Origin of the sequence: Hamadaea flava (assembly GCF_024172085.1) — a bacterium.
GTDB classification, from domain to species: domain Bacteria; phylum Actinomycetota; class Actinomycetes; order Mycobacteriales; family Micromonosporaceae; genus Hamadaea; species Hamadaea flava.
Genome location: NZ_JAMZDZ010000001.1, coordinates 6800582 through 6819933 on the forward strand (window position 1 = coordinate 6800582; position 19352 = coordinate 6819933).

At 70.9% G+C, this 19352-nt stretch carries 19 protein-coding genes; 15 read left to right on the forward strand and 4 right to left on the reverse strand.

The window, feature by feature from the left end; all coding sequences use genetic code 11:
- Positions 1 to 57: 57 nt before the first annotated feature.
- The 10 genes from HDA40_RS31960 (at position 58) to HDA40_RS32005 (ending at position 9210) form a co-directional block, all read left to right on the forward strand.
- Positions 58 to 504, forward strand: coding sequence for an SRPBCC family protein (locus HDA40_RS31960; RefSeq protein ID WP_253761519.1), 447 nt, complete (start codon positions 58 to 60; stop codon positions 502 to 504).
- A gap of 4 nt (positions 505 to 508) precedes the next feature.
- Positions 509 to 1033 carry a hypothetical protein gene (locus tag HDA40_RS31965; protein WP_253761520.1) on the forward strand — a complete coding sequence of 175 codons (525 nt, stop codon included), beginning with the start codon at positions 509 to 511 and terminating at the stop codon, positions 1031 to 1033.
- Between the two features lie 36 nt (positions 1034 to 1069).
- Complete coding sequence (locus HDA40_RS31970; RefSeq protein ID WP_253761521.1) at positions 1070 to 2014, forward strand: ROK family glucokinase; 945 nt, start codon at positions 1070 to 1072, stop codon at positions 2012 to 2014.
- Positions 2015 to 2033: 19 nt separating this feature from the next.
- A complete protein-coding gene (locus HDA40_RS31975; RefSeq protein ID WP_253761522.1) occupies positions 2034 to 2702 on the forward strand; it encodes an endonuclease/exonuclease/phosphatase family protein in 669 nt (222 codons plus the stop codon).
- Between the two features lie 626 nt (positions 2703 to 3328).
- Positions 3329 to 4762: a hypothetical protein gene (locus tag HDA40_RS31980; protein ID WP_253761523.1), complete on the forward strand. Its 1434-nt coding sequence runs from the start codon at positions 3329 to 3331 to the stop codon at positions 4760 to 4762.
- A 70-nt stretch (positions 4763 to 4832) separates the two neighbouring features.
- A complete protein-coding gene (locus tag HDA40_RS31985) occupies positions 4833 to 5720 on the forward strand; it encodes a DUF2785 domain-containing protein (RefSeq protein ID WP_253761524.1) in 888 nt (295 codons plus the stop codon).
- A 136-nt stretch (positions 5721 to 5856) separates the two neighbouring features.
- Positions 5857 to 6135 carry a DUF6412 domain-containing protein gene (locus HDA40_RS31990; RefSeq protein WP_253761525.1) on the forward strand — a complete coding sequence of 93 codons (279 nt, stop codon included), beginning with the start codon at positions 5857 to 5859 and terminating at the stop codon, positions 6133 to 6135.
- A gap of 54 nt (positions 6136 to 6189) precedes the next feature.
- On the forward strand, positions 6190 to 6909 hold the full coding sequence (yidC, locus tag HDA40_RS31995; protein ID WP_253761526.1) for a membrane protein insertase YidC: 720 nt from the start codon (positions 6190 to 6192) through the stop codon (positions 6907 to 6909).
- 112 nt (positions 6910 to 7021) lie between these two features.
- Positions 7022 to 8425, forward strand: a complete 1404-nt coding sequence (locus HDA40_RS32000; RefSeq protein ID WP_372503037.1) for a flavin-containing monooxygenase — start codon at positions 7022 to 7024, stop codon at positions 8423 to 8425.
- Positions 8422 to 9210, forward strand: a complete 789-nt coding sequence (locus tag HDA40_RS32005) for an alpha/beta hydrolase (protein WP_275978347.1) — start codon at positions 8422 to 8424, stop codon at positions 9208 to 9210. Before HDA40_RS32000 ends, HDA40_RS32005 begins: the two co-directional genes overlap by 4 nt.
- A gap of 282 nt (positions 9211 to 9492) precedes the next feature.
- On the opposite strand, the gene HDA40_RS32010 is transcribed toward HDA40_RS32005, so the two are convergent.
- The gene (locus HDA40_RS32010) at positions 9493 to 10011 is read right to left on the reverse strand and encodes a hypothetical protein (protein ID WP_253761527.1); all 519 of its coding nucleotides are present in this window, start codon (positions 10009 to 10011) and stop codon (positions 9493 to 9495) included.
- Between the two features lie 226 nt (positions 10012 to 10237).
- Between HDA40_RS32010 and HDA40_RS32015 the strand changes: the two genes are divergently transcribed.
- Entirely contained in the window at positions 10238 to 10942 is a 705-nt protein-coding gene (locus tag HDA40_RS32015) for a lysophospholipid acyltransferase family protein (protein ID WP_253761528.1), read from the forward strand.
- A gap of 29 nt (positions 10943 to 10971) precedes the next feature.
- On the opposite strand, the gene HDA40_RS32020 is transcribed toward HDA40_RS32015, so the two are convergent.
- Positions 10972 to 14424 carry an ATP-binding protein gene (locus HDA40_RS32020; RefSeq protein WP_253761529.1) on the reverse strand — a complete coding sequence of 1151 codons (3453 nt, stop codon included), beginning with the start codon at positions 14422 to 14424 and terminating at the stop codon, positions 10972 to 10974.
- Between the two features lie 139 nt (positions 14425 to 14563).
- Between HDA40_RS32020 and HDA40_RS32025 the strand changes: the two genes are divergently transcribed.
- A complete protein-coding gene (locus HDA40_RS32025) occupies positions 14564 to 14836 on the forward strand; it encodes a hypothetical protein (RefSeq protein WP_253761530.1) in 273 nt (90 codons plus the stop codon).
- Between the two features lie 84 nt (positions 14837 to 14920).
- On the opposite strand, the gene HDA40_RS32030 is transcribed toward HDA40_RS32025, so the two are convergent.
- Positions 14921 to 15613 (reverse strand): Crp/Fnr family transcriptional regulator, encoded by a 693-nt coding sequence (locus tag HDA40_RS32030; protein ID WP_253761531.1) that lies wholly within the window; start codon positions 15611 to 15613, stop codon positions 14921 to 14923.
- A 251-nt stretch (positions 15614 to 15864) separates the two neighbouring features.
- On the opposite strand from HDA40_RS32030, the gene HDA40_RS32035 reads away from it, so the two are divergent.
- A complete protein-coding gene (locus HDA40_RS32035) occupies positions 15865 to 16752 on the forward strand; it encodes a phosphotransferase enzyme family protein (protein ID WP_253761532.1) in 888 nt (295 codons plus the stop codon).
- Positions 16753 to 16761: 9 nt separating this feature from the next.
- On the opposite strand, the gene HDA40_RS32040 is transcribed toward HDA40_RS32035, so the two are convergent.
- Positions 16762 to 17610 carry a DUF1028 domain-containing protein gene (locus HDA40_RS32040; protein ID WP_253761533.1) on the reverse strand — a complete coding sequence of 283 codons (849 nt, stop codon included), beginning with the start codon at positions 17608 to 17610 and terminating at the stop codon, positions 16762 to 16764.
- Between the two features lie 21 nt (positions 17611 to 17631).
- On the opposite strand from HDA40_RS32040, the gene HDA40_RS32045 reads away from it, so the two are divergent.
- Both HDA40_RS32045 and HDA40_RS32050 read left to right on the forward strand, forming a co-directional pair.
- Positions 17632 to 18147 (forward strand): polyadenylate-specific 3'-exoribonuclease AS, encoded by a 516-nt coding sequence (locus HDA40_RS32045; RefSeq protein WP_253761534.1) that lies wholly within the window; start codon positions 17632 to 17634, stop codon positions 18145 to 18147.
- Between the two features lie 150 nt (positions 18148 to 18297).
- Positions 18298 to 19323, forward strand: coding sequence for a 6-phosphofructokinase (locus HDA40_RS32050; RefSeq protein WP_253761535.1), 1026 nt, complete (start codon positions 18298 to 18300; stop codon positions 19321 to 19323).
- Positions 19324 to 19352: the final 29 nt, after the last annotated feature.

Below are 19352 nucleotides of genomic sequence, written 5' to 3' on the forward strand. Positions count from 1 at the left end.
CGTGTATCGAAGCTACCTGCTCCACGGGAAATCCGGCTGGGCGGTAGCCTGCTCATCATGGCCGACTCTTCCATGCAGTCGATCGTGATCGACGCCACACCCGGCCGGATCGCCGAGGTGATCTGCGACTTCCCGGCGTACCCGGAGTGGATCCCGGCGATGAAACGAGTCGAGGTGCTCACCGAGTACGAGGACGGGTACGCCGCCGAGGTGACCTTCGCGCTCGACGCGGGCGTGGTCTCCGACGAGTACACCGTGCTCTACGAGTACGCCGAGGACCTGACCCGGATCGAATGGCGGCTGGTCCAGCCCTCCAAGATGCTGAAGGTGCAGAACGGCGCGTACGACCTCGTCGACAACGAGGACGGCACGACGACCGTGACCTACACCTTGGAGGTCGACCTCACGATGCCGGTGCTGGGCATGTTCAAGCGCAAGGCGGAGAAGGCGATCATGGACGCCGCGCTCGGCGGCCTGAAGAAGCGCGTCGAGAGCCGGGGGTGAACCGGTGTTCACCGAGCCCTCGACCGCCCGTCAGGAGGCCGAGCGGCTGGTCGCGGCGGCACTGGCCGTCGCCTCCCTGGCCGCCGGCAACCACCCTGAGCTGGCCACCGGCAGCGCCGCCTGCTGCGTCTGCCCCTTCTGCAAGCTGATCGAGGCGGTCCGCGACCCCGATCCGCAGTTCGTCGAGCGGCTGGCCACCGGCGCGGGCGACCTCGCCGTCGGCCTGGCCAGCCTGCTGCGCAACCTGTCGGCCCCCCGGGAGCAGACCGAGGCCGACCCGTGGCGCTCGGCGACCGCCGAGGAGCCCGCTGCCTCGTCGACCCCGCCGTCCCCGGAGCCGGACGCACCAGCGAGCCGGACAACACCGAAGAAAGTGGCGAAGAAGGCGATCGCGAAGAAGGCGGTCGCGCCCCGGAAGACCTCCGGCAAGTCGCCCGATGACCAGGAAGAACTCCCGCCGAAGAAGGCCGCCCCCAAGAAGGCCGCCAAGAAGGCCATGCCCAGGCCGCGTCCCGACGACAACGGATAAGGTGAACGCGCGTATTCGGGAAATGAGGGGTTTGGCGTGGGACTGACCATCGGCGTGGACATCGGCGGGACCAAGGTGCTCGGCGGCGTCGTCGACGAGACCGGCAAGGTGCTCGCGACGACTCGCCGTCCCACACCCGCCGACGACGTGGCGCGTACGCGGGACGTGATCGTCGAGGTCGTCCGGGAACTGGCCGAGGACCGCCAGATCGAGGCGGTCGGCATCGGCGCCGCCGGCTGGATCGACGCGGACCGCTCGACCGTGCTGTTCGCCCCGAACCTCGCCTGGCGCGACGAGCCGCTGCGCGAAGCGGTGAGCGCGGGCACCGGGCTCCCCGTCATCGTCGAGAACGACGCCAACGTGGCGGCCTGGGCTGAGTTCCGCTACGGCGCGGCCGAGGACGCCATCGACTCGATGGTGCTCTTCACCATCGGCACCGGTATCGGCGGCGGCATCGTCCTGGGCGGCCGGCTGATCCGCGGCGCGCACGGCATCGCCGCCGAACTCGGCCACGTGCAGGCGGTGCCGGACGGCCACCCGTGCGGCTGCGGCCGCCACGGCTGCATCGAGCAGTACGCCTCCGGCAGCGCCCTGGTCCGGTACGCCCAGACCGGCGTCAAGGACGACACCGCGGCCGGCGCCGCCCTGCTGGACAAGGCCGCGGGCGACGTCGGCGCGATCAACGGCCCGATGGTGACCGACGCCGCCCTGGCCGGCGACGCGCTCGCCATCGACGCCTTCCGGCAGGTCGGGACCTGGCTCGGCGTGGCGATGGCCGACATGGTCCAGATCCTCGACCCGCAGGTGATCGTGATCGGCGGCGGCGTCGTCGAGGCCGGCGACCTGCTCATGAAGCCGACCCTGATGTCCTATCAGGAGCAGCTGGCGCAGCGGGCCAAGTCGCCGATCGCCGAGGTACGCCCGGCGAGGATGGGCAACCTGGCCGGAATCGTCGGCGCGGCCGATTTGGCGCGAAGCTAGTAGGTCTTACGCTCCCGGGATGGCCGTCGATCTGCGCGTGGTCGCGTACAACATCCATTCGTCCCGGGACGATCGGGACGCGCTGGCCGCCGTCGTGCGCGGGCTGGAACCGGATGTCCTGATCATGCAGGAGGGACCGCGGCGCTTTCGCTGGCGCACGAAGGCCGCGGCGTTGGCGAGTTCGTTCGGGCTGGTGATGGTGGCGGGCGGCCAGCCCGCGCTCGGCAACGTCATCCTCACCAGCCTCCGCGTACGCCGCCGCGACTCGTGGGAGATCCGGTTCCCGCTGAAACCGGGGCGGCACATGCGTGGGGCGGCGTTCGCGCGCTGCGAGGTGGGCGGGGTGAGCTTCACCCTCGCCGGCTCGCATCTGTCCACTGACGACGAAGAGCGGCCGTCGCAGGCGGCGCTGTTGCGCGACGCCGTCGCCACGATCGACGGGCCGGTCATCCTGGGGGCCGACCTCAACGACGTGCCGGGCTCGCCCAGTTGGGACCTGGCCCATCAAGATCTGGTGGACGTCGGCGTGGAGGGCGGCGACACGTTCTCCTGCGCGGCACCGAACCGGCGGATCGACACCGTCGCGGTCAGCCCGTCGATCGGCGTGAAGTCCTACCGGGTGGAACGGGGAGCGCTGACGCTGCGGGCCTCCGACCACTTTCCGCTCGTCGCCGACCTTGTCCTGTGACGCCCTCCCCCTTCATCGGCGTGCCGGCTTTCCGCGCGCCGGCTTTCGGCGTGCCGGCTTTCCGCGCGTCCGCAGCGCCCCATGATCGTCGGCTGCCGCCGTTCTTCGCGGTTCGCGCCTGCATGATCGTCGGCTGCCGACGACCAAACCGCTATTTCGCCGCTGATCGTCGGCGGCCGACGATCATGCAGGGCGGGCCGACGATCATCCGGGGTCGCCGACGATCTCGGTCACCGACGATCTTGCGACGGTGGGCAGACATACGGGAAGCCCGGCTTTTCTGACTTTCCAGAAATGTCGGGCTTCACTTGTGAAATTACGCCTGACCTGCACCGCTGTCAAGGGGCGACTACCACCGGCTGGGTCGGGTCGGCTGCGCCCGCCGAGCCGGTTGGGGAAGTTGATCAGGCCGGCTGGGTGGGGGAAGTTGATCAGGCCGTTGCGGAGTCGATCAGGGTGCTGGGGAGTCGATCAGGGTGCCGCGGACACGACACGCCGGTCGATCACGACCGATAGTTCATGATCGCGCGGAAAGGGACGGCGCGGAAAGGGACGGCGCGGAAGGGACGGGGCGGGGACGGGGCGGAGTGGGAACGGAGAAGGAGCGGGGCCGATAGGGTGCCCCCGTGACGAGTGGTGTGGTCTTTCCGGTCAGCGACGACGCGGGCAACCGCAGCACGTCCGCGCTCGGCCGGGCGGTCGTGGCGGCCGCGTTGCGGGAGGTCGATCCGGTCGGCGCGCGGGCGGCCGAGCAGGAGACCGTCTGGCGGTCGCACTACATCGCCCACTTCCGGCGGCAGATCGAGGCCGGGTTGACGTCGGGGGAGGCGGCCCGGCGGAGTGCGTACGACGGGTTGCGGGAACTGCACGACCGCATGCGGGTGATCACGCCGGGCGGCGGGGAGATCGGACTCCGGGCGGCTTTCGACACACCGGGGACGGAGTTGACCACGGCCGTCCAGAGTGGCACAGGCGAGCGGGAGAAGGAGCTGACGCTGCCGTACCGGGGCGATCGGCTCGCCGGGGACGATCTGCGACGGCAGCTCGACAAGTGGGTCGAGGCGGGTGTCGTCGAGCCGTCCTGCGCCGAGGCGGTGCGTGCGGTGCTGGCGAATCCGGATTGGTTGGTCCTCGACGGCCGGCGGATCGCCGTGCTCGGCGCGGGTGCCGAGATGGGCCCGGTGCATTCGCTGCTGCGCTGGGGCGCCGACGTCGTCGCGGTGGATCTGCCGCGTCCGGCGATCTGGGAGCGTCTGGCCGCCACCGCCGACCGGTACGCCGGCCGCCTGTACACGCCGGTCGGGCCGGACGGGACCACCGGCGCCGATCTGCTGCACGACCTGCCCGCCGTGGCTCGGTGGCTGGTGGGGCAGGAGGGCGATCTCGTGCTCGGCAACTACGTGTACGCCGACGGTGCGACGAACGTACGCGTGTCGGTGGCCGTCGACGCGCTGACGGCGTATCTGCTCGACGAGCGGGACGACGTGGCATTGGCCTTCCTGGCGACGCCGACCGACGTGTTCGCGGCGCCGGGCGAAGCGGTCGCGCAGGCGGAACGGAACTATCAGAGGTCGTCGCTGCTCAAGACGCTGCGGCAGCCGGTGCGGCTGTTGTCGGCGGGCCGTCTGCTTCGCCGCAACTACGCCCCGGGAGCCGATCCCGGGATCTGCGACAGCCTTGTCGCGCAGCAGGGGCCGAACTATGCCTTGGCCAAACGCCTGCAACGGTGGCGGGCCGCCGTCGCCCGGGCGGAGGGGACCACGGTCAGCTTCACCGTCGCCCCGCCGACGCGTACGCGATCCGTGGTGAAGAACCGCGCACTGGCGGCGGCGTACGCCGGGGCACACGTCTTCGGCGTCGAGGTCTTCGAACCGGCGACCGCGAACACCCTGATGGCGGCGCTGCTGGCGTACGACCTGCACAATCCGCTGCCGCCGCAGGAGCACGTCTGGCAGGAGGAGGCGTACGCCGCCGCGCACGGCGGGCTCTGGCGGACGGCATACTCGCCGCGAAGCGCGCTGGGCCTGGCCGCCATGATCGGGATCGGCGGTGCTCGATAAGCCGAGCCCGCTAGCAAGCGCGATGGCATCCGATAGCCAAGGACCGGTTGATCATCTAATGTGCTGCCTCATGGCCGACGCGACGCTATGGCAGCGGATCAAGGACGATGGCTTCCGGCCGCCCGCCGGCCATCCGGTCGACGAGCTGATCGCCGAGTTGGAACACATGCTCACGTACGCCGACTCCCGCCAGCGGGACGACCTGGCCTTCGAGATCCTCGGCGAGTGGATCCAGCTCGGTCTCTGCGATCACGACCTGGGCGGGCTGGGCGACCGGATGGCGGCCGGGCTGTTGCGCGGCATCGGCGAGGTCGGCACCGACTCCGTCTTCGGGCGCAGCTTCTCCGCCGTGGTGCTCGGGCTCGTGGTGGAACGCGACAACGCGGTGCGCCTGCTCGGCCCGAACGATCTGAGTCGCTGGATCGGCGGCTTCACGATGTGGTGGGAGCTGGAGGGCGACCTGCGCGGCGCGGTCGACGCCCAGCGGGGCTGGGCGCACGCGCTGGCCCACGGAGCGGACGCGATCGCCTCGCTGGCCCGCAGCCGCCTCCTCGGCACCGCCCAGGCGCGGGCGCTCCTCGGCAGCGTGGTGATCCGGCTGCGGACGACCGACGGCTGGGCGCTGCTCGCCTCCGAGGACGACCGGCTGGCGTACGCGACGATGGCGCTCCTGCATCGGGGTGACCTGTCGGCGGCGGATCTCGACGGGGTCATCGCCCCGCTCCACATGCTCGGGCGGCAGCGCCTGCGGGTGGACCTCGATCCGGAGGCGTGTGCCTGGATCAACTCGCTGAACTGGCTGCGGGCGCTCTACCTCCAGCTCGGCCTCGGCGTCCAGGCGATGCCCTGGTACGCCCCCGACAACCACTTCGACCGGCCGATTCCCGAGCGCCAGCAGATGCTCGCCGTCGTCGAGAGCGCGCTCCGCGAGTACTCCAGCTGGTTCGCCGACCGCTGAGCCGACCGCTGAGCAGGCCGCTGAGCAGGCCGCTGAGCCCCGCCCAGCTGAGCAGGCCGCTGGAGCCTCGCTGAGCGACACGCTGGACAGTCCGTTGAGCACACCGGGGTTGCCCCGGCGCGCTACCGTTGCGCCCATGTCCGTCGTGGCCGCGTACCGGTGGGTCTTCGCCCTGCTGGGCTTCACCGTGGCCACCGCCGGACTCGCCGGGCCCAGCGCGTTCGGCGCGATCGTCGGCGGGCTGGCCGCGGCCGCCGTCGTCACGGTCGTCGCCGTCCAGCTCGCCCGCCGGTCCGTGCCCGTTCCCGTGCGTGCCCGCCAGACCCTGCGGCACTGGGAACGGCGGGAGACCCCGCTGCGCCTGACCGACCCCGACGCGCCCGGTCGCGCCCGTCCTCGAGCCCCGTCCGCCTGACGCCCGCTTCCGCGTCCACCGTCAGGCTTCTCTCTCCCGTCAAGGGGCTCACTCATGCATCCGCTCGACAGCGCGGCTCAGGCTGCGCAGACTCTGCTCGTCCAGCTCGCGGCCCTCCTCACCCCGGTGGGTGGCACGGTCGCCGCGATCATCGGAGCCACGGCCCTCCTCCGCCTCGCGTTGCATCCGCTCACTCGCTCAGCGGTACGCGTAGAGCGCGCGAAGGCAGCGCTCGCGCCGAAGCTCGCACCACTGCGCAAGAAGTACGCCGACGACCCGGCCACGTTGATGGAGAAGACCCTCGAACTGCACCGTGCTGAGGGGATCTCGCCGTTCGCCGGTTTCCTGCCGCTGCTGGCCCAGGCGCCCTTCTTCCTCGTCTTGTTCCATCTCTACAACAGTTCGAAGATCGGCGGCCGGCCGAACGCGCTGCTCTCGGACACCATGTTCGGGGCGCCCCTGAGCACCCGGTTCATCGGCGAACTCGGTGCTCTCGGCGTACCCATAGTGATTTTCGCGGGACTTTTCGCGGCGCTGGCGGCGGTCGCGTGGCTGATGTCGCGGCGGTCCGCGCGCCTGCTGGCGCTGACGGATCCGCCGCCCACCGGGGTGCTCGCGGCCTTGCCTCGCATCCTGCCGTTCACCGTGCTGATCAGCGCGATCTGGCTGCCACTGGCGGCCGTGCTGGCCCTGCTGACCACGACGGCCTGGACGGCGGCCGAGAACACACTGCTCAAACGAGGCATGCCAACAGCGCCTCCGGCGCGCCGGTAGGGGTGGACAAACAGGGCGCTCGCCCGCGAAAATGCCTCGCGTCGCGCAAACCGCGGCGGGGCGCGAGCGTCCTGCCCTCACCCCTGCCCGCGCGGCGAGAGGGAGCGAACCGGTGAGCGTGGACCAGGACTTCGGCGGCGATCACACCGGGACCACGCTGTGGCGGGACGGCTGGCCGGTCTACGACCGCGGGGAGACTGTCTGCGTCGTCGGGGCGGGGCCGAGCGGGCTGACCGCGATCAAGAACCTGAAGGAAGCCGGGTTCGGCGTCGACTGCTACGAACGGGAGACCGGGGTCGGCGGCGCGTGGAACTGGCGGCACGACCGCAGCCCGATGTACGCGAGCACGCACCTGATCTCGTCGAAGCCGCTCACCCAGTTCCCCGACTTCCCGATGCCGGACGACTGGCCCGACTATCCGCATCACGCGCTGGTGTTGTCCTATCTGGAGCGTTACGCCGACCACTTCGAGCTGCGGCCGCACATCTGGTTCGGCACCGAGGTCGTGAAGGTGGAGCCGGCCGACAACGGCAAGTGGGACGTCACCACTCGCAGCACCAGCAAATACGGTGGCGCCGAACGCATCCACCGGTACGCCGGGGTGATCGTGGCCAACGGGCACAACTGGTCGCCGAAGATGCCCACCTATGAGGGCATCGAGGACTACCGGGGCAACGTGCTGCACGCGAGCGCGTACAAGGACTCGGCGCAGCTGCGGGGCCGCCGGGTCCTCGTGGTGGGCGGCGGCAACACCGGATGCGACATCGCGGTGGAGGCGGCGCAGCAGGCGGCCCGCTGCTGGCACTCCACCCGCCGCGGCTACTGGTACGCCCCGAAATACGTCCTCGGCCGCCCGACCGACCAGGTCAACGACCAGCTGCTCGCGCTGCGCGCGCCGATGCGGCTGCGCCAGTGGTTCGCCCACCGGACGCTGAAGCTGGCGGTCGGCGACATGACCCGGTTCGGGCTGCCCAAGCCGGATCACAAGGTCTACCAGAGCCACCCGGTCGTCAACAGCCAGCTGCTCTACTACGTCGGCCACGGCGGCATCGCGCCGGTGCCGGAGATCGCCCGGTTCCACCGGAACTCCGTCGAGCTGACGGACGGCCGCCAGATCGAACCCGACCTGGTCGTGCTCGCCACCGGCTACCTGCCCCGGTTCGACTTCCTGGAGCCCGAGCTGCTCGGCATCGACCAGCGCGGCAAACCCACGCTCTACCTGCACACCTTCCCGCGCCGCCACCCGACCCTCGCGGTCGCCGGACTGGTGCAGCCGGACGCCGGGGTGTTCCCGCTCGCCCACTGGCAGTCCGTCGTGTTCGCCCGCTACCTGCGCGCCCGGCAGAACGCTCCGCAGCGCGCCGCCGAATTCGGCCGCCGGGTGGAGAAGGAAGCGGCCGGCACCTGGCACGAGGGGCGTACCACCGACTCGACCCGGCACTGGTTCGAGGTCAGCCACGGTCTCTATCTGCGCGAGCTGCAGCGGGCCATCGACACCCTGGAAGGATCGCGATGACCGTCTCGGTGCTGCGGCTCAAGGAGTGGGCCCACCCGGTCGCCCCGGTACGCCGGGAGGTGCTCAGCGCCACCCCGGAACTCGACGAGGGCCGGCCGCCGGTGCTGTTCGTGCCCGGATTCGGCCACGGCGCCTGGGCGTACGCCGAGCACTGGCTGGAACACACGGCGTCGCGCGGCTTCCCGGCGTACGCCGTGAGCCCGCGCGGGCACGGGGCGAGCGAAGCGGCCCCGAAGGCCGACCTCCGGGCGTACGCCCACGACGTCGTGCAGGTCGCGGCCAGTCTGCCCCGCAAAGCGGTCCTCGCCGGGCACGGCGCCGGGGCGCTCGTCGTCACGCACGCGCTGGCCCGGTACCCCGCCCGAGCGGCGGTCCTGCTCTCGCCGGTGCTGGGCGGTGTCTCCACCGCGCTGCGCAACCCCGGGCTGGTGCTGCCCGCCCTGTTCGGCGGGGGACTGCGGCTGCCCGCCGGTCAGCTGTTCAGCCGGGAACTCCCCGTCGCCGCCGCCCGCGCCTACGCCAAGCGCCTCGGCCGCGCCAGTACGCGCGCGCAATGGCAGCTGCTGCGCGGCGTCACCCCGGAACGCGCCGTCGGCGACCCGCCCGTGCTGGTCGTGGGCAGCCCCGACGACAAGATCGTCTCACCGTCCGCGTTGAAGGACGCCGCCCGGGCGTACGGGGGAGCGCCGCTGCTGTTCCCGGGCATGGGCCACGACCTGATGCTGGACGCCCGCTGGCGCGAACCGATCGACGCCACCCTCGACTGGCTCGAAAAATCCCACTAACTCGTTCTTTCCGCGTGCTCGTTCTTTCCGCGTGATCATGAACTAACGGTCGTGATCGACCGGTGTGTCGTGTTCGTGGCACCCTGATCGACTCCCTAGCGCTCTGATCGACTCGAACGCGGTGGGTGCCGTAGGTGATCATGCCCGCCGGGGAGTGATCAGGGTCTGGTGGACACGACACACCGGTCGATCACGCACATAAGTTCATGATCACGCGGAAAGGGGCGCGAGCGGAGCGAGCACGGGGCGGCGCGAGCGGAGCGAGCGGGCGCGGGGCGAGCGTCAGACGACGGCGCCGTCGTCGGGGAGGTCGGGTTCATCGGGGCCGCCCGGCCGGAGCCGCATGATCAGCAGCGCTGCCCCGCCGATGATGCCGAGCAGGCCGAGCACCATCCCGGACTGGTCGCCGAGCGGCAGGAGGCCGGGTTTGAAGAACAGCAGCACTCCGCCGATGATCGCGATGACCCCGATGATCGCCTGCGCGGAGATGCGCGGCAGTGGGGGCGGCGGTGGCGGGACGAAGGGTTCTTCGTCGTCTGGGAGGTCGGCGCCGAATGTGTCGAGCCCGTCGAGCAGGGAGGGCTCGGGCTGGTTCAGGATCGGCCCGTTGGCCGGGAACAGTGGTCCGGTGGGTCCGGCCGGAGCGGCCGGGGCCGGCTCGGCTGGGGTGGCGGGGGTGAGGTCTTCACTCTCCGGCCAGGTCACTTCGGCGGGCGCGGCGTCGTAACTCGCGACAATCTGCGCAAAAGCGGCATCCACCTGATCCGAGGAGCGCCCGTCAGGGTCGCCGACCACAGACATCAGGCCCTCCCTCAGGTCGAACATGGTCGCGCCGGACCGGCCGCGGGAAGACGGGGCGGTGGACGCGGGGACATTTCAGTGTGACACGGGGGGAGCGAGATTGTGCAGTGCGTTGTGGCGTGCCGCATCCGCTGCATAGGCTCTGACTGAACTCCCGGCGGCTCGCCCCGCGGGGCTCCCCGGCGGGAGGATCACTGAGGCACGCCGACGTCACGGAGAGGACCACGTGTTCTACTGGCTGCTCAAGTACGTCATCCTCGGCCCCGTGTTGCGGCTGATCTTCCGGCCGCAGGTCGAAGGGCTCGACAACGTGCCCAGGCAGGGCCCCGCGATTCTGGCCAGCAACCATCTGTCCTTCTCGGACTCGATCTTCATGCCGCTGGTCGTGCCGCGGAAGGTGACCTTCGTGGCCAAAGCGGAGTACTTCACGGAGAAGGGGATCAAGGGCCGGCTCAAGAAGATGTTCTTCGTGGGCACCGGCACCATCCCGGTCGACCGCTCCGGTGGGCGTGCCGCCCAGGCCGCCCTCGACACGCAGTTGCGCGTACTGAGGTCGGGGGAGATCGCCGGTATCTATCCGGAGGGCACCCGCTCGCCCGACGGGCGGCTCTACCGCGGTAAGACCGGCGTGGCCCGGCTCGCCCTGGAGAGCGGCGCTCCGGTGATCCCGGTGGCGATGCTCAACGCCGACGAGGTCCAGCCGCCTGGCAAGGTGCTGCCCAAGGTCATGCGGGTCAAGATCCGGTTCGGCGCGCCGCTGGACTTCAGCCGGTACGAGGGCATGGCGGGGGAGCGGTTCGTCGAACGGGCCGTCACCGACGAGATCATGTACGAGCTGATGGAACTCTCCGGCCGCGAATACGTCGATCTCTACGCCGCCAAGGTGAAGTCGCAGCCGGTCGCCGCCCCGATCCAGCCCGCCGTCGTCTAGCCAAGCCGGTGTGACGGCAAGACGGCCCGTCACGGCAGCAACCTGGGCGCGCCGTTACGCTCGGCGAAGGCGCGTACCTGCCGCTCGACGCCGTCGTGGCGGGCATCGGTGACGGGCAGGACGCGCAACGCCGCCGACAGGGCCAGCACCTCGTCGCTGGGCGTACCGATCTTGGCGTAGATCTCGGCCGCGGCCAGGTAGTGCCCGCCGGCCTCGGCCGGATCCTCGGCGAGCGCGCCGGCCATGGTCGACAACGCCGCCTCGATCCACGGCGTACGCCGAGTGGACCGTTCGAACATGGCCCGAGCCTGTCGTGCCCCGGCCGGGCCGAGCAAGGCGGCCGCGTGCGCCGCCCCGGCGGACCACTCGCAGAACGTCATCATCTCGGTCTGCGACCAGTCCTGCTCCAGTTCGTCGAGGAGCGCCTGCGCCTCCTCCGTCCGGTTCTGCAGGACCCGGCACAGGGCGGCGTGCGCGAGCGCCGAGCGCAGTACGCGGTGGAATCCCGAGCGCCGTGCCCCGATCAGGACGGTCTCGATCGGGTCCTCGCCGTCGATCTCCACCGGTTCCCCGCGCAGGACGCGCATCCAGGCGCCGATCGCGATGGCGTGGAGGTCCCACTCCTCGGTCGGGCGGCGCATCACGACGGCGGTCGCCCCGATCGCGTCGGTCCAATCGCCGGCCATGTAAGCGTTCTGGGCCTGCTCGTTGTAGCTGGGCGACAGGGCGTGCCCGCCACCGCGTACGCTCGCCCGCACCTCGCTGAGCAGTCGCAGGTTGGCCGAGACGTCGCCTTCCTCCAGATACACCCAGGCCAGGTTGCTCGCCGCGCGCCGCCAGCTGCTCAGCTGCGCGCGCCGGCAGTCCTCGGTCGTCTTGTGCAGCTCGTCGAGGGCGTCGGGCTCGCCGGCCATGTACCGCGCGACCTCGATCGTGATGCGCGCACTGGCTTCCGCCTCGGCGAGATGCAGGCTGCGGGCGGTGTCGGCGGCCCCGCGCGCGGCGGCGATCGCCGGCTCGAACTCGAAGTCCAGCATCCGGGCCCGTGCCAGCTCCAGCAGGGCCTCCATCATCTGCGGGCTGTCCGGCAGGCCTTCGAAATAGCCGACCGCGCGGCCCAGCCAGTGCAGCGTCTCGGCGCGGTCCGCGCGGGACCAGGCAGCCTGCCCCAGCAGGGTGCAGCCCCGCGCGGCCCCGGCCACGTCGCCCGCCGCCGCCAGCTGCTCGGTCAGCAGGATCAACCGCGCGACACCCCCGTCGTTCAGGAACGCGTCGCCGTCCCGGTAGAAGTCGATCTCGGCCGCGAGTAGCTCCAGCCCCGCGTCCGGGTCGAGCTTCATCCCGAGGGCGCGGGCCAGGAGGGTCTGCGCGGTCTCCAAAGCGTGCAAGTTGTACGCACGGCGCGCGGCGAGTTGCAGCGCCTCCCGAGCGGGCCGGGCGAACGGCGCCGGATCCTGGCCGAGCGTACGGGTGATCTCGTGAGCCGCCCAGCGATGGTTGGCCAGGACCTCGGCGACGTCGTGCAGCCGCCCGTCGGTCGTCCGCTCCAGCCAGTCCGCCGTACGCTGATGGCACTGCACCCGTTCCGACCGGGGCAGCCGCTGGTAGCAGACGTCCCGGACGAGGACGTGGCGGAAGGCGTACTCCGGCTCATCGGCCATTGTGGAACTGGCGGCCTCGACGACCAGGTCCCGTTGCTCCAGCCGGTGCAGGGCCCGGATCACCGGCTCGGTCGGCAGCCCCGAGGCGGCCGCGATGGCGCCCGGCCAGAACTGCGTCCCGACGACCGCCGCCGCCTGGAGGACCACGCGATCGGTCGGCTCCAGCAGGTCGAGGCGGTTGGCGATGACGGCCTGCACGGTCTGCGGCATCCGGGTGGCGGTGTCGCTCTCCAGCATCCAGGTCGGCCCGACCGGGCGCAGCTCGCCCCGGTCCACCAGCATCCGGACGTACTCGTGCGCGTACAACGGATTGCCGCCGGCCAGCTCGACCAGGGGATCGAGGCTGGCGCTGGGGAAGGCGGCGTGGCCGAACATCTGCGCGTACATGGTGGAGATGTCCATGTCGCGCATCGGACCGAGCGAGATGGACGCGGCGCCGGTGATGGCGCTGGTCCAACTGGGGTGTCGTTCGCGAAGCTCCGGCCGGGCCGTCGCGATGACCATGAGCGGCAGGCCCTTGCCCGCGCCGCAGAGCATCTCGACGAAGCGCAGCATCGCTTCGTCCGCCCAGTGCATGTCCTCGAAGACCAGCACGGTCGGGCCGGAGGCGGCTAGGACCTGGAGGAAGCGACGCCAGGCCGACTCGGTCTCGGACTGGGGCAGGCGCGACCCGGCGAGGCCGAGCAGCGGGCCCATGGCGTCGGCGAGGCGGTCGGCCTCGCCCTCGCCGCCGAGCCGGAGCAGGGCGGCCGACAGGCGTTCCCGCGCCGTGGCGTCGTCGTCGGTGTCCAGTACGCCCAGCTCGGCCTTGACGATCTCGGCGAGCGCCGCGTAAGTGACGTTCTCCCCGAACGGCGGACAGTGGCCGACCAGCCAGCGGATGTCCTGGCCGGGCAGCCGGGCCGCGTAGCGGGACAGTTCCCGCAGCAGGCGGCTCTTGCCGATGCCGGCCACCCCGAAGATGGTGACGAGCTGCGGCGCCCGGTCGGCGATCATCCGGTGCAGCGCAGTGGTGAGCATGCCGCGCTCGTGGTCGCGGTCGACCATCGGCGTCGACTCGTCCCGTTCGCCGACCCGCAGCCGCCCGGCCCCGGTCGCCAGCCAGATGTGGCTGGGGGAGCGCTTGCCCTTGAGGATCGCGGGCGGCTGGGCGGCGTATTCGATCTCGTTCTGGGTGGCGTCGTAGGTCAGCTCGTCGACGAGGACGCCGGTGGGCGGGCAGGCCGCCTGGAGCCGGGCGGCCGTGTTGACGACGTCGCCCGCGACGATGGCCTGGCCGCCGTCGCGCGCGGCGGTGACGTCGACGAGCGCTTGACCGGTGGCGACGCCGACCCGGAAGGACAGGTCGGCCACCGGCCCGGCCTGCTGGGTCAGCGCCCGCTGGACCTCCAGCCCGGCCCGGACCGCGCGGAGGGCGTCGTTCTCGGTCGCGACCGGGGCGCCGAAGATGGCCATGACCGCGTCCCCGATGTACTTCTCCAGGACGCCGCCGTGCTGCCTGACCACCCGGCGGACCACGCTGAAGTACTCGTGCTGAGTCCCCCTGACCTGCTCAGGATCGAGCTGCTCGGCGAACGGCGTGAAGTCCACCATGTCGACGAACAGCACGGTGACCATCCGCCGGTCCTCGCGCGGAGCGGCGGGCAGGGAGACACCGAGGCGCGCGCCACAGCCGGTGCAGAACGCCGCCAGCGGAGCCGCTTGACGTCCACACTGGAGACAGAAGACGGCCAGGCTCGCGCCACAGCCGCCGCAGAACTTGTCCTCCGGGCCGGCCGCACGCGAGCAGGTCGGGCACGTGACAGAAATCGTCTTCTCCAAGCTTGGGGTGTCCAGTATCGGCGAAAGCCCAGGCAGTACAAAGCCATGCTGTAGGGAAACCGACTCCACGCCGCCAAAGTTCGGCGCGATGGATACAGTTCTGCCAGCCTGATGGGCCAAGGCGCGAGGGAGGCGGCCGGTGCTGGTGCGACTTGCGGCGGAGTGGACCGATCCGTTCGGGGTTGATCACCACGCCGGTGACGTCGTGGACATCGATGTGATCACCCTCGCCGAACTTGAACAGAGAGGAGTGGTCCAAGCGATGAGTAACGAGCCCGAAGAGTGGTCTGGTCCCGGCGAGGAGTCCGAGGAGGCCGCGCAGGAGTGGTCGGGTCCCGGCGCCGCCGAGGAGACCGAGGTCGAGGAGTGGTCGGGCCCCGGCGCGGCCGAGGAGACCTCCGACGACGAGTGAGTCGTCACGAAGGCCCGGTGGCAGCTGCCACCGGGCCTTCGTTCGTTCTACGCCCTTGTTCCACGCCGGCGATGCCGGCGGCGGTCAGCGGTCGGCCATGCCGGCCCGGCGACGCAGCGACGCCAGGTCGGTCACCACGATCCGCCGGCCCTCGGTACGCAGCCAGCCGCGGCTGGCGAACGAGCCGATCGCCTGGTTGACGCTCTGCCGGGAACCACCGGCCATCTCGGCCAGCTGGCTCTGGTTCAGCTCGATGGTGATCATCGGCGCCTGACTCTCCCCGGCCAGTCGGACCAGCGTCTTGGCCACCCGACCCGGCAGGTCGAGGAAGACGTAGTCGGCGTTCTGGTCGGTCAGTCGCCGGATCAGCCCACCCAGCGACCGCATCACCGCGTCGAGGATGCGCGGATGCGTGTGGACCAGTTCCATGAAGGCGCCCCGGCTCAGCGCCAGGGCGGAACAGTCCTCAAGCGCCTCGGCCGAGGCCGAGCGGGCCGAACCGTCCAGAAGCGACACTTCACCGAAGACGTCCGGCGGCCGCATGACCGAGAGCACCGCGCGTTCCCCGGTCGGCGCGGTGCGGAACACGGCCACACTGCCCCGCTTGAGGACGATCAGCGACTCACCCGGGTCGTTCTCCACGAACAACAGTTGGCCGCGACGGTACGTACGCGGCACGGCGGCCGCGATGAGCCGCTGCCGCGCCTCCGGTTCCAGACCCGCGAACATCTCCACGCCGGTGAGCGCATCAGCCGGCTCTGGAAGCCGCATCTCCACGGCGCCACCCCTCCCCGCCGGCTTCAGCATTGCCGGTCTTTCCCCTCGGGCCACACCGATCCGGTGCGACCGCCCTCCCAGATCATCGTCTGCCGACCGGGTGTTGTACACCCCCAGGTGGCGGTCATGCATGCCACTCCCGGGTTATCGTCGGTGATGGATCTGCGGTGAGAGTGCCATAATCCGGCCCATGCGCGTACGCACGCGGTGCGACAACGCCCGCACGAAGCGCGACGGCCAAGGAATCCCCCATGGCCGCTGACGATACGGTGCGCGCTGCCTTGCGCGCGGCATGGCATCTTCCGCCGGACGGCTGCACTCGGTTGGCCGGAGGGATGACCTCAGCCACCTGGTCGGTGCGATCGGGCTCCCGCCGATACGTGGCCAAACTGGTCCCACCCGAGGCGCGTACCTCTTTCGAGGCCGGGCTGATGCTCGCCGAACGCCTCTGTGCGGCCGGAGTGGACGCCGGCCGGCCGGTACGCGCGGCGGACGGGTCGTTGTGCGTACCGGTGCCGGACGGGGCGCTGGCCTTGCTCGAACACATCGACGGCCGGCCGCTCGACGGCGCGGACCCGGTCGACCAGCGGTGGTGGGGCGACCGCCTCGGCTCCGTCCACCGGATACTCGTCGACGTCTCCCTACCCGGACTGACCCCGTGGCACTGGGTACGCGAGGACGCCCCGCACCTGAGCCTGGAGCCCTGGCTGCGCCCGGCCGTCGCCGACGCCGTCCACGCGTTGGCCCGGTTGCAGGTCACCGATCGGCTGACGGTCGGCGCCCTGCACGGCGACCCGTTCTTCGAGGCGTTCCTCCTCGATCGGGCGACGGGCCGGATCGGCGTCATCGACTGGGGATCGGCCTGCTGCGGGCCCTTCCTCTACGACGTCGCCAGCGCCGTCATGTACGCCGGCGGCCCCGATCGCGCCGCCGGCTTCCTGGAGGCGTACGCCGCCGCCGGTCCGGTGACGGCCGCTGAGCTGGAGTCGGCGCTGCCGGTGCTGCTGCGCTTCCGCTGGGCCGTGCAGGCCGACTGGTTCGCCGCCCGGATCGCGGCCGGCGACGTCACCGGCGCGGACGACGACGGCAACCGCAAGGGGCTGGCCGACGCACGCCGTGCGCTCGCCGGGTGGAGTTAGGACTTCGCGCTACGCCTTCTCACGCAGATGCGCCAGGACCAGCGGATCGATCCGGCCCGGGATCATGCGCTCCTCCAGGTTCTCGATCCCGGCCCAGTCCGCCAGCGCGACGTCGAGGTCGGCGTCGGTGTGGCCGCGATCGGCCAGCAGCGCGCGTACCTCCTCGGCCAGCTCGCCGGACAGGTCCAGCAGCGAGTCCGGGTCGGCCTTCTCGAACAGCAGCGCGTGGAGGTCGAGCAGCCGGGCCAGCTCGCCACAGGGATCGGGATGGTCGTCCACCCGCAGATCGACCGCGACATCACTGGTGCCGCCGTAACCGGCGCCCGGGGCGACGACGTAAACCGCCGCGCTCTGCCGGCCCCGGCGGTCGCCGCCCGCGGCGTCCCCCGCGCTCAGTGCGCGCACCAGCCGCCGGGCCAGCGCCATCGCCGAGTCGCCCGGCGTACCGTGATCGCTCGCGAGGAAGGCGTCCCGCATCGCGTCGACGACTTCCGGTCCGGTGAGGATGTTCCCCTGGACGGCGTACCCGTCGCCCGCGACGCCGCCCGCCCACTCGTGACACCCCGAGCCGGTGTAGGTCGCGCCCTCGCCGAACTTGCCGACCACGCCCAGCTGCCGTTGGTCCCGGCCCGGGTCGGCAGCCGTCAATCCGGCCACGACCTCCGCCGCCGCCACCTGCGTACCCAGTAGTGTGAGCCCCTGCGGGCGGTAGGCCAGGTTCGCGTAGGACTGGGTGGCGAGCGCGCCGACCCCGGCCTGAGCGGCCGGGACGACCGCCCCCGCGGCCAGGAACTTGCTGGCCACCGCGACACCGTGGGCCAGCCCGTCGCTGGAGCGCGCAACGATCGAGAAGGTCATGCCGGAACAGTAAGGGGACTCATGCCGTACCGCTACTTCTACGACTGTGAGTTCATCGAGGACGGGGTCACCATCGACCTCGTCTCGATCGGTGTCGTGGACGAGCACGGCCGCGAGTTCTACGCGATCTCCAGCCAGTTCGACCCGACCAAGGCGATCCCCTGGGTACGCAAGAACGTGCTCGACAAGCTGCCGTCACCGGGCAACCCGGCGTGGCGGTCCCGCGAACGGCTCCGGGACGACCTCCTGGCGTTCCTGACCGAGCCGCTGCGGACCGACCCGGACGGCGAACTCGAACTGTGGGCCTGGTACGCCGCCTACGATCATGTCGCGCTCGCCCAGCTTTGGGGCAACATGCAGGCTTTGCCGAGGATCATCCCGCGATTCACCAAGGATCTGCGTCAGCTGTGGGACGACGCCGGCCGCCCGCCACTGCCCTCGGCCGAAGCCGCCCGGCACGACGCGTTGGTCGACGCCCGCCACAACCTCGCACGGTGGCAGGCCATGACAGGTTTCCGGCAAGTTACCGGAAAGTAGCCACCAGTTCGCCCGGGGCGAGTGGAAACAGCCCAGCTAGGGGCGATACAGTGCGCAATTGCGGCCCGCCCCGGGCCGGCAGCGTCGCCGATCATGTTGCTCTGGGGCTCCACCACGGGCTTGGTATATGCACCCTCGAAAGGGATCGAGATGCGTATCGGTGTTCTCACCGGCGGGGGCGACTGCCCCGGTCTCAATGCAGTCATCCGCGCGGTCGTCCGCAAGGGTGTGGGAACCTACGGGCACGAGTTCGTCGGGTTCAAGGACGGCTGGAAGGGTCCGCTGGAGGGCCTGACCAAGCCGCTCGGCGTCCAGGAGGTGCGCGGCATCCTCCCGCGAGGCGGCACCATCCTCGGCTCGTCCCGGACCAACCCGTTCAAGATCGAGGGCGGCGTCGAGCAGATCAAGAAGAACCTCGCCGAGATGGGTGTGGACGCGCTCATCGCGATCGGCGGCGAAGACACCCTCGGGGTCGCGACGAAGCTCCACGAACTCGGCGTCCAGGTGGTCGGCGTACCGAAGACCATCGACAACGACCTCGGCGCCACCGACTACACGTTCGGCTTCGACACCGCCGTCAACATCGCGATGGAGGCGATCGACCGGCTCCACACGACGGCCGAATCCCACCACCGCACAGTCGTGGTCGAGGTCATGGGCCGCCACGCCGGCTGGATCGCCCTGCACTCGGGCCTCGCCGGCGGCGCCAACGTCATCCTCATCCCCGAGCGGCCGTTCGACCTGGAAAAGGTCGTCGACCACGTGGAGAACCGGTTCCGGACCAACTACTCGCCGATCATCGTGGTCTCCGAAGGCGCGGTCCCGGCCGAAGGCGACATGATCACCCTCGGCGGCGAACTCGACGCGTTCGGCCACGTCCGCCTCGGCGGCATCGGCACCTGGCTCGCCGAGCAGATCGAGAAGCGTACGGGCAAGGAAGCGCGGGCGGTCGTGCTCGGCCACACCCAGCGCGGCGGAACGCCGACGGCGTTCGACCGGGTCCTCGCGACCCGCTTCGGGCTCCACGCGATCGACGCGGCGCACGAGGGGGACTGGGGCAAGATGGTCGGCCTCGCGGGCACGGACATCGTCCGGGTTCCGCTGATCGAGGCTACTCGGGAGCTCAAGACTGTTCCGGTGGAGAAGTACTCCGAGGCTGAGGTTCTGTTCGGCTGAGGTTTCGCTCGCTCGTGAAGGCGGGGGCG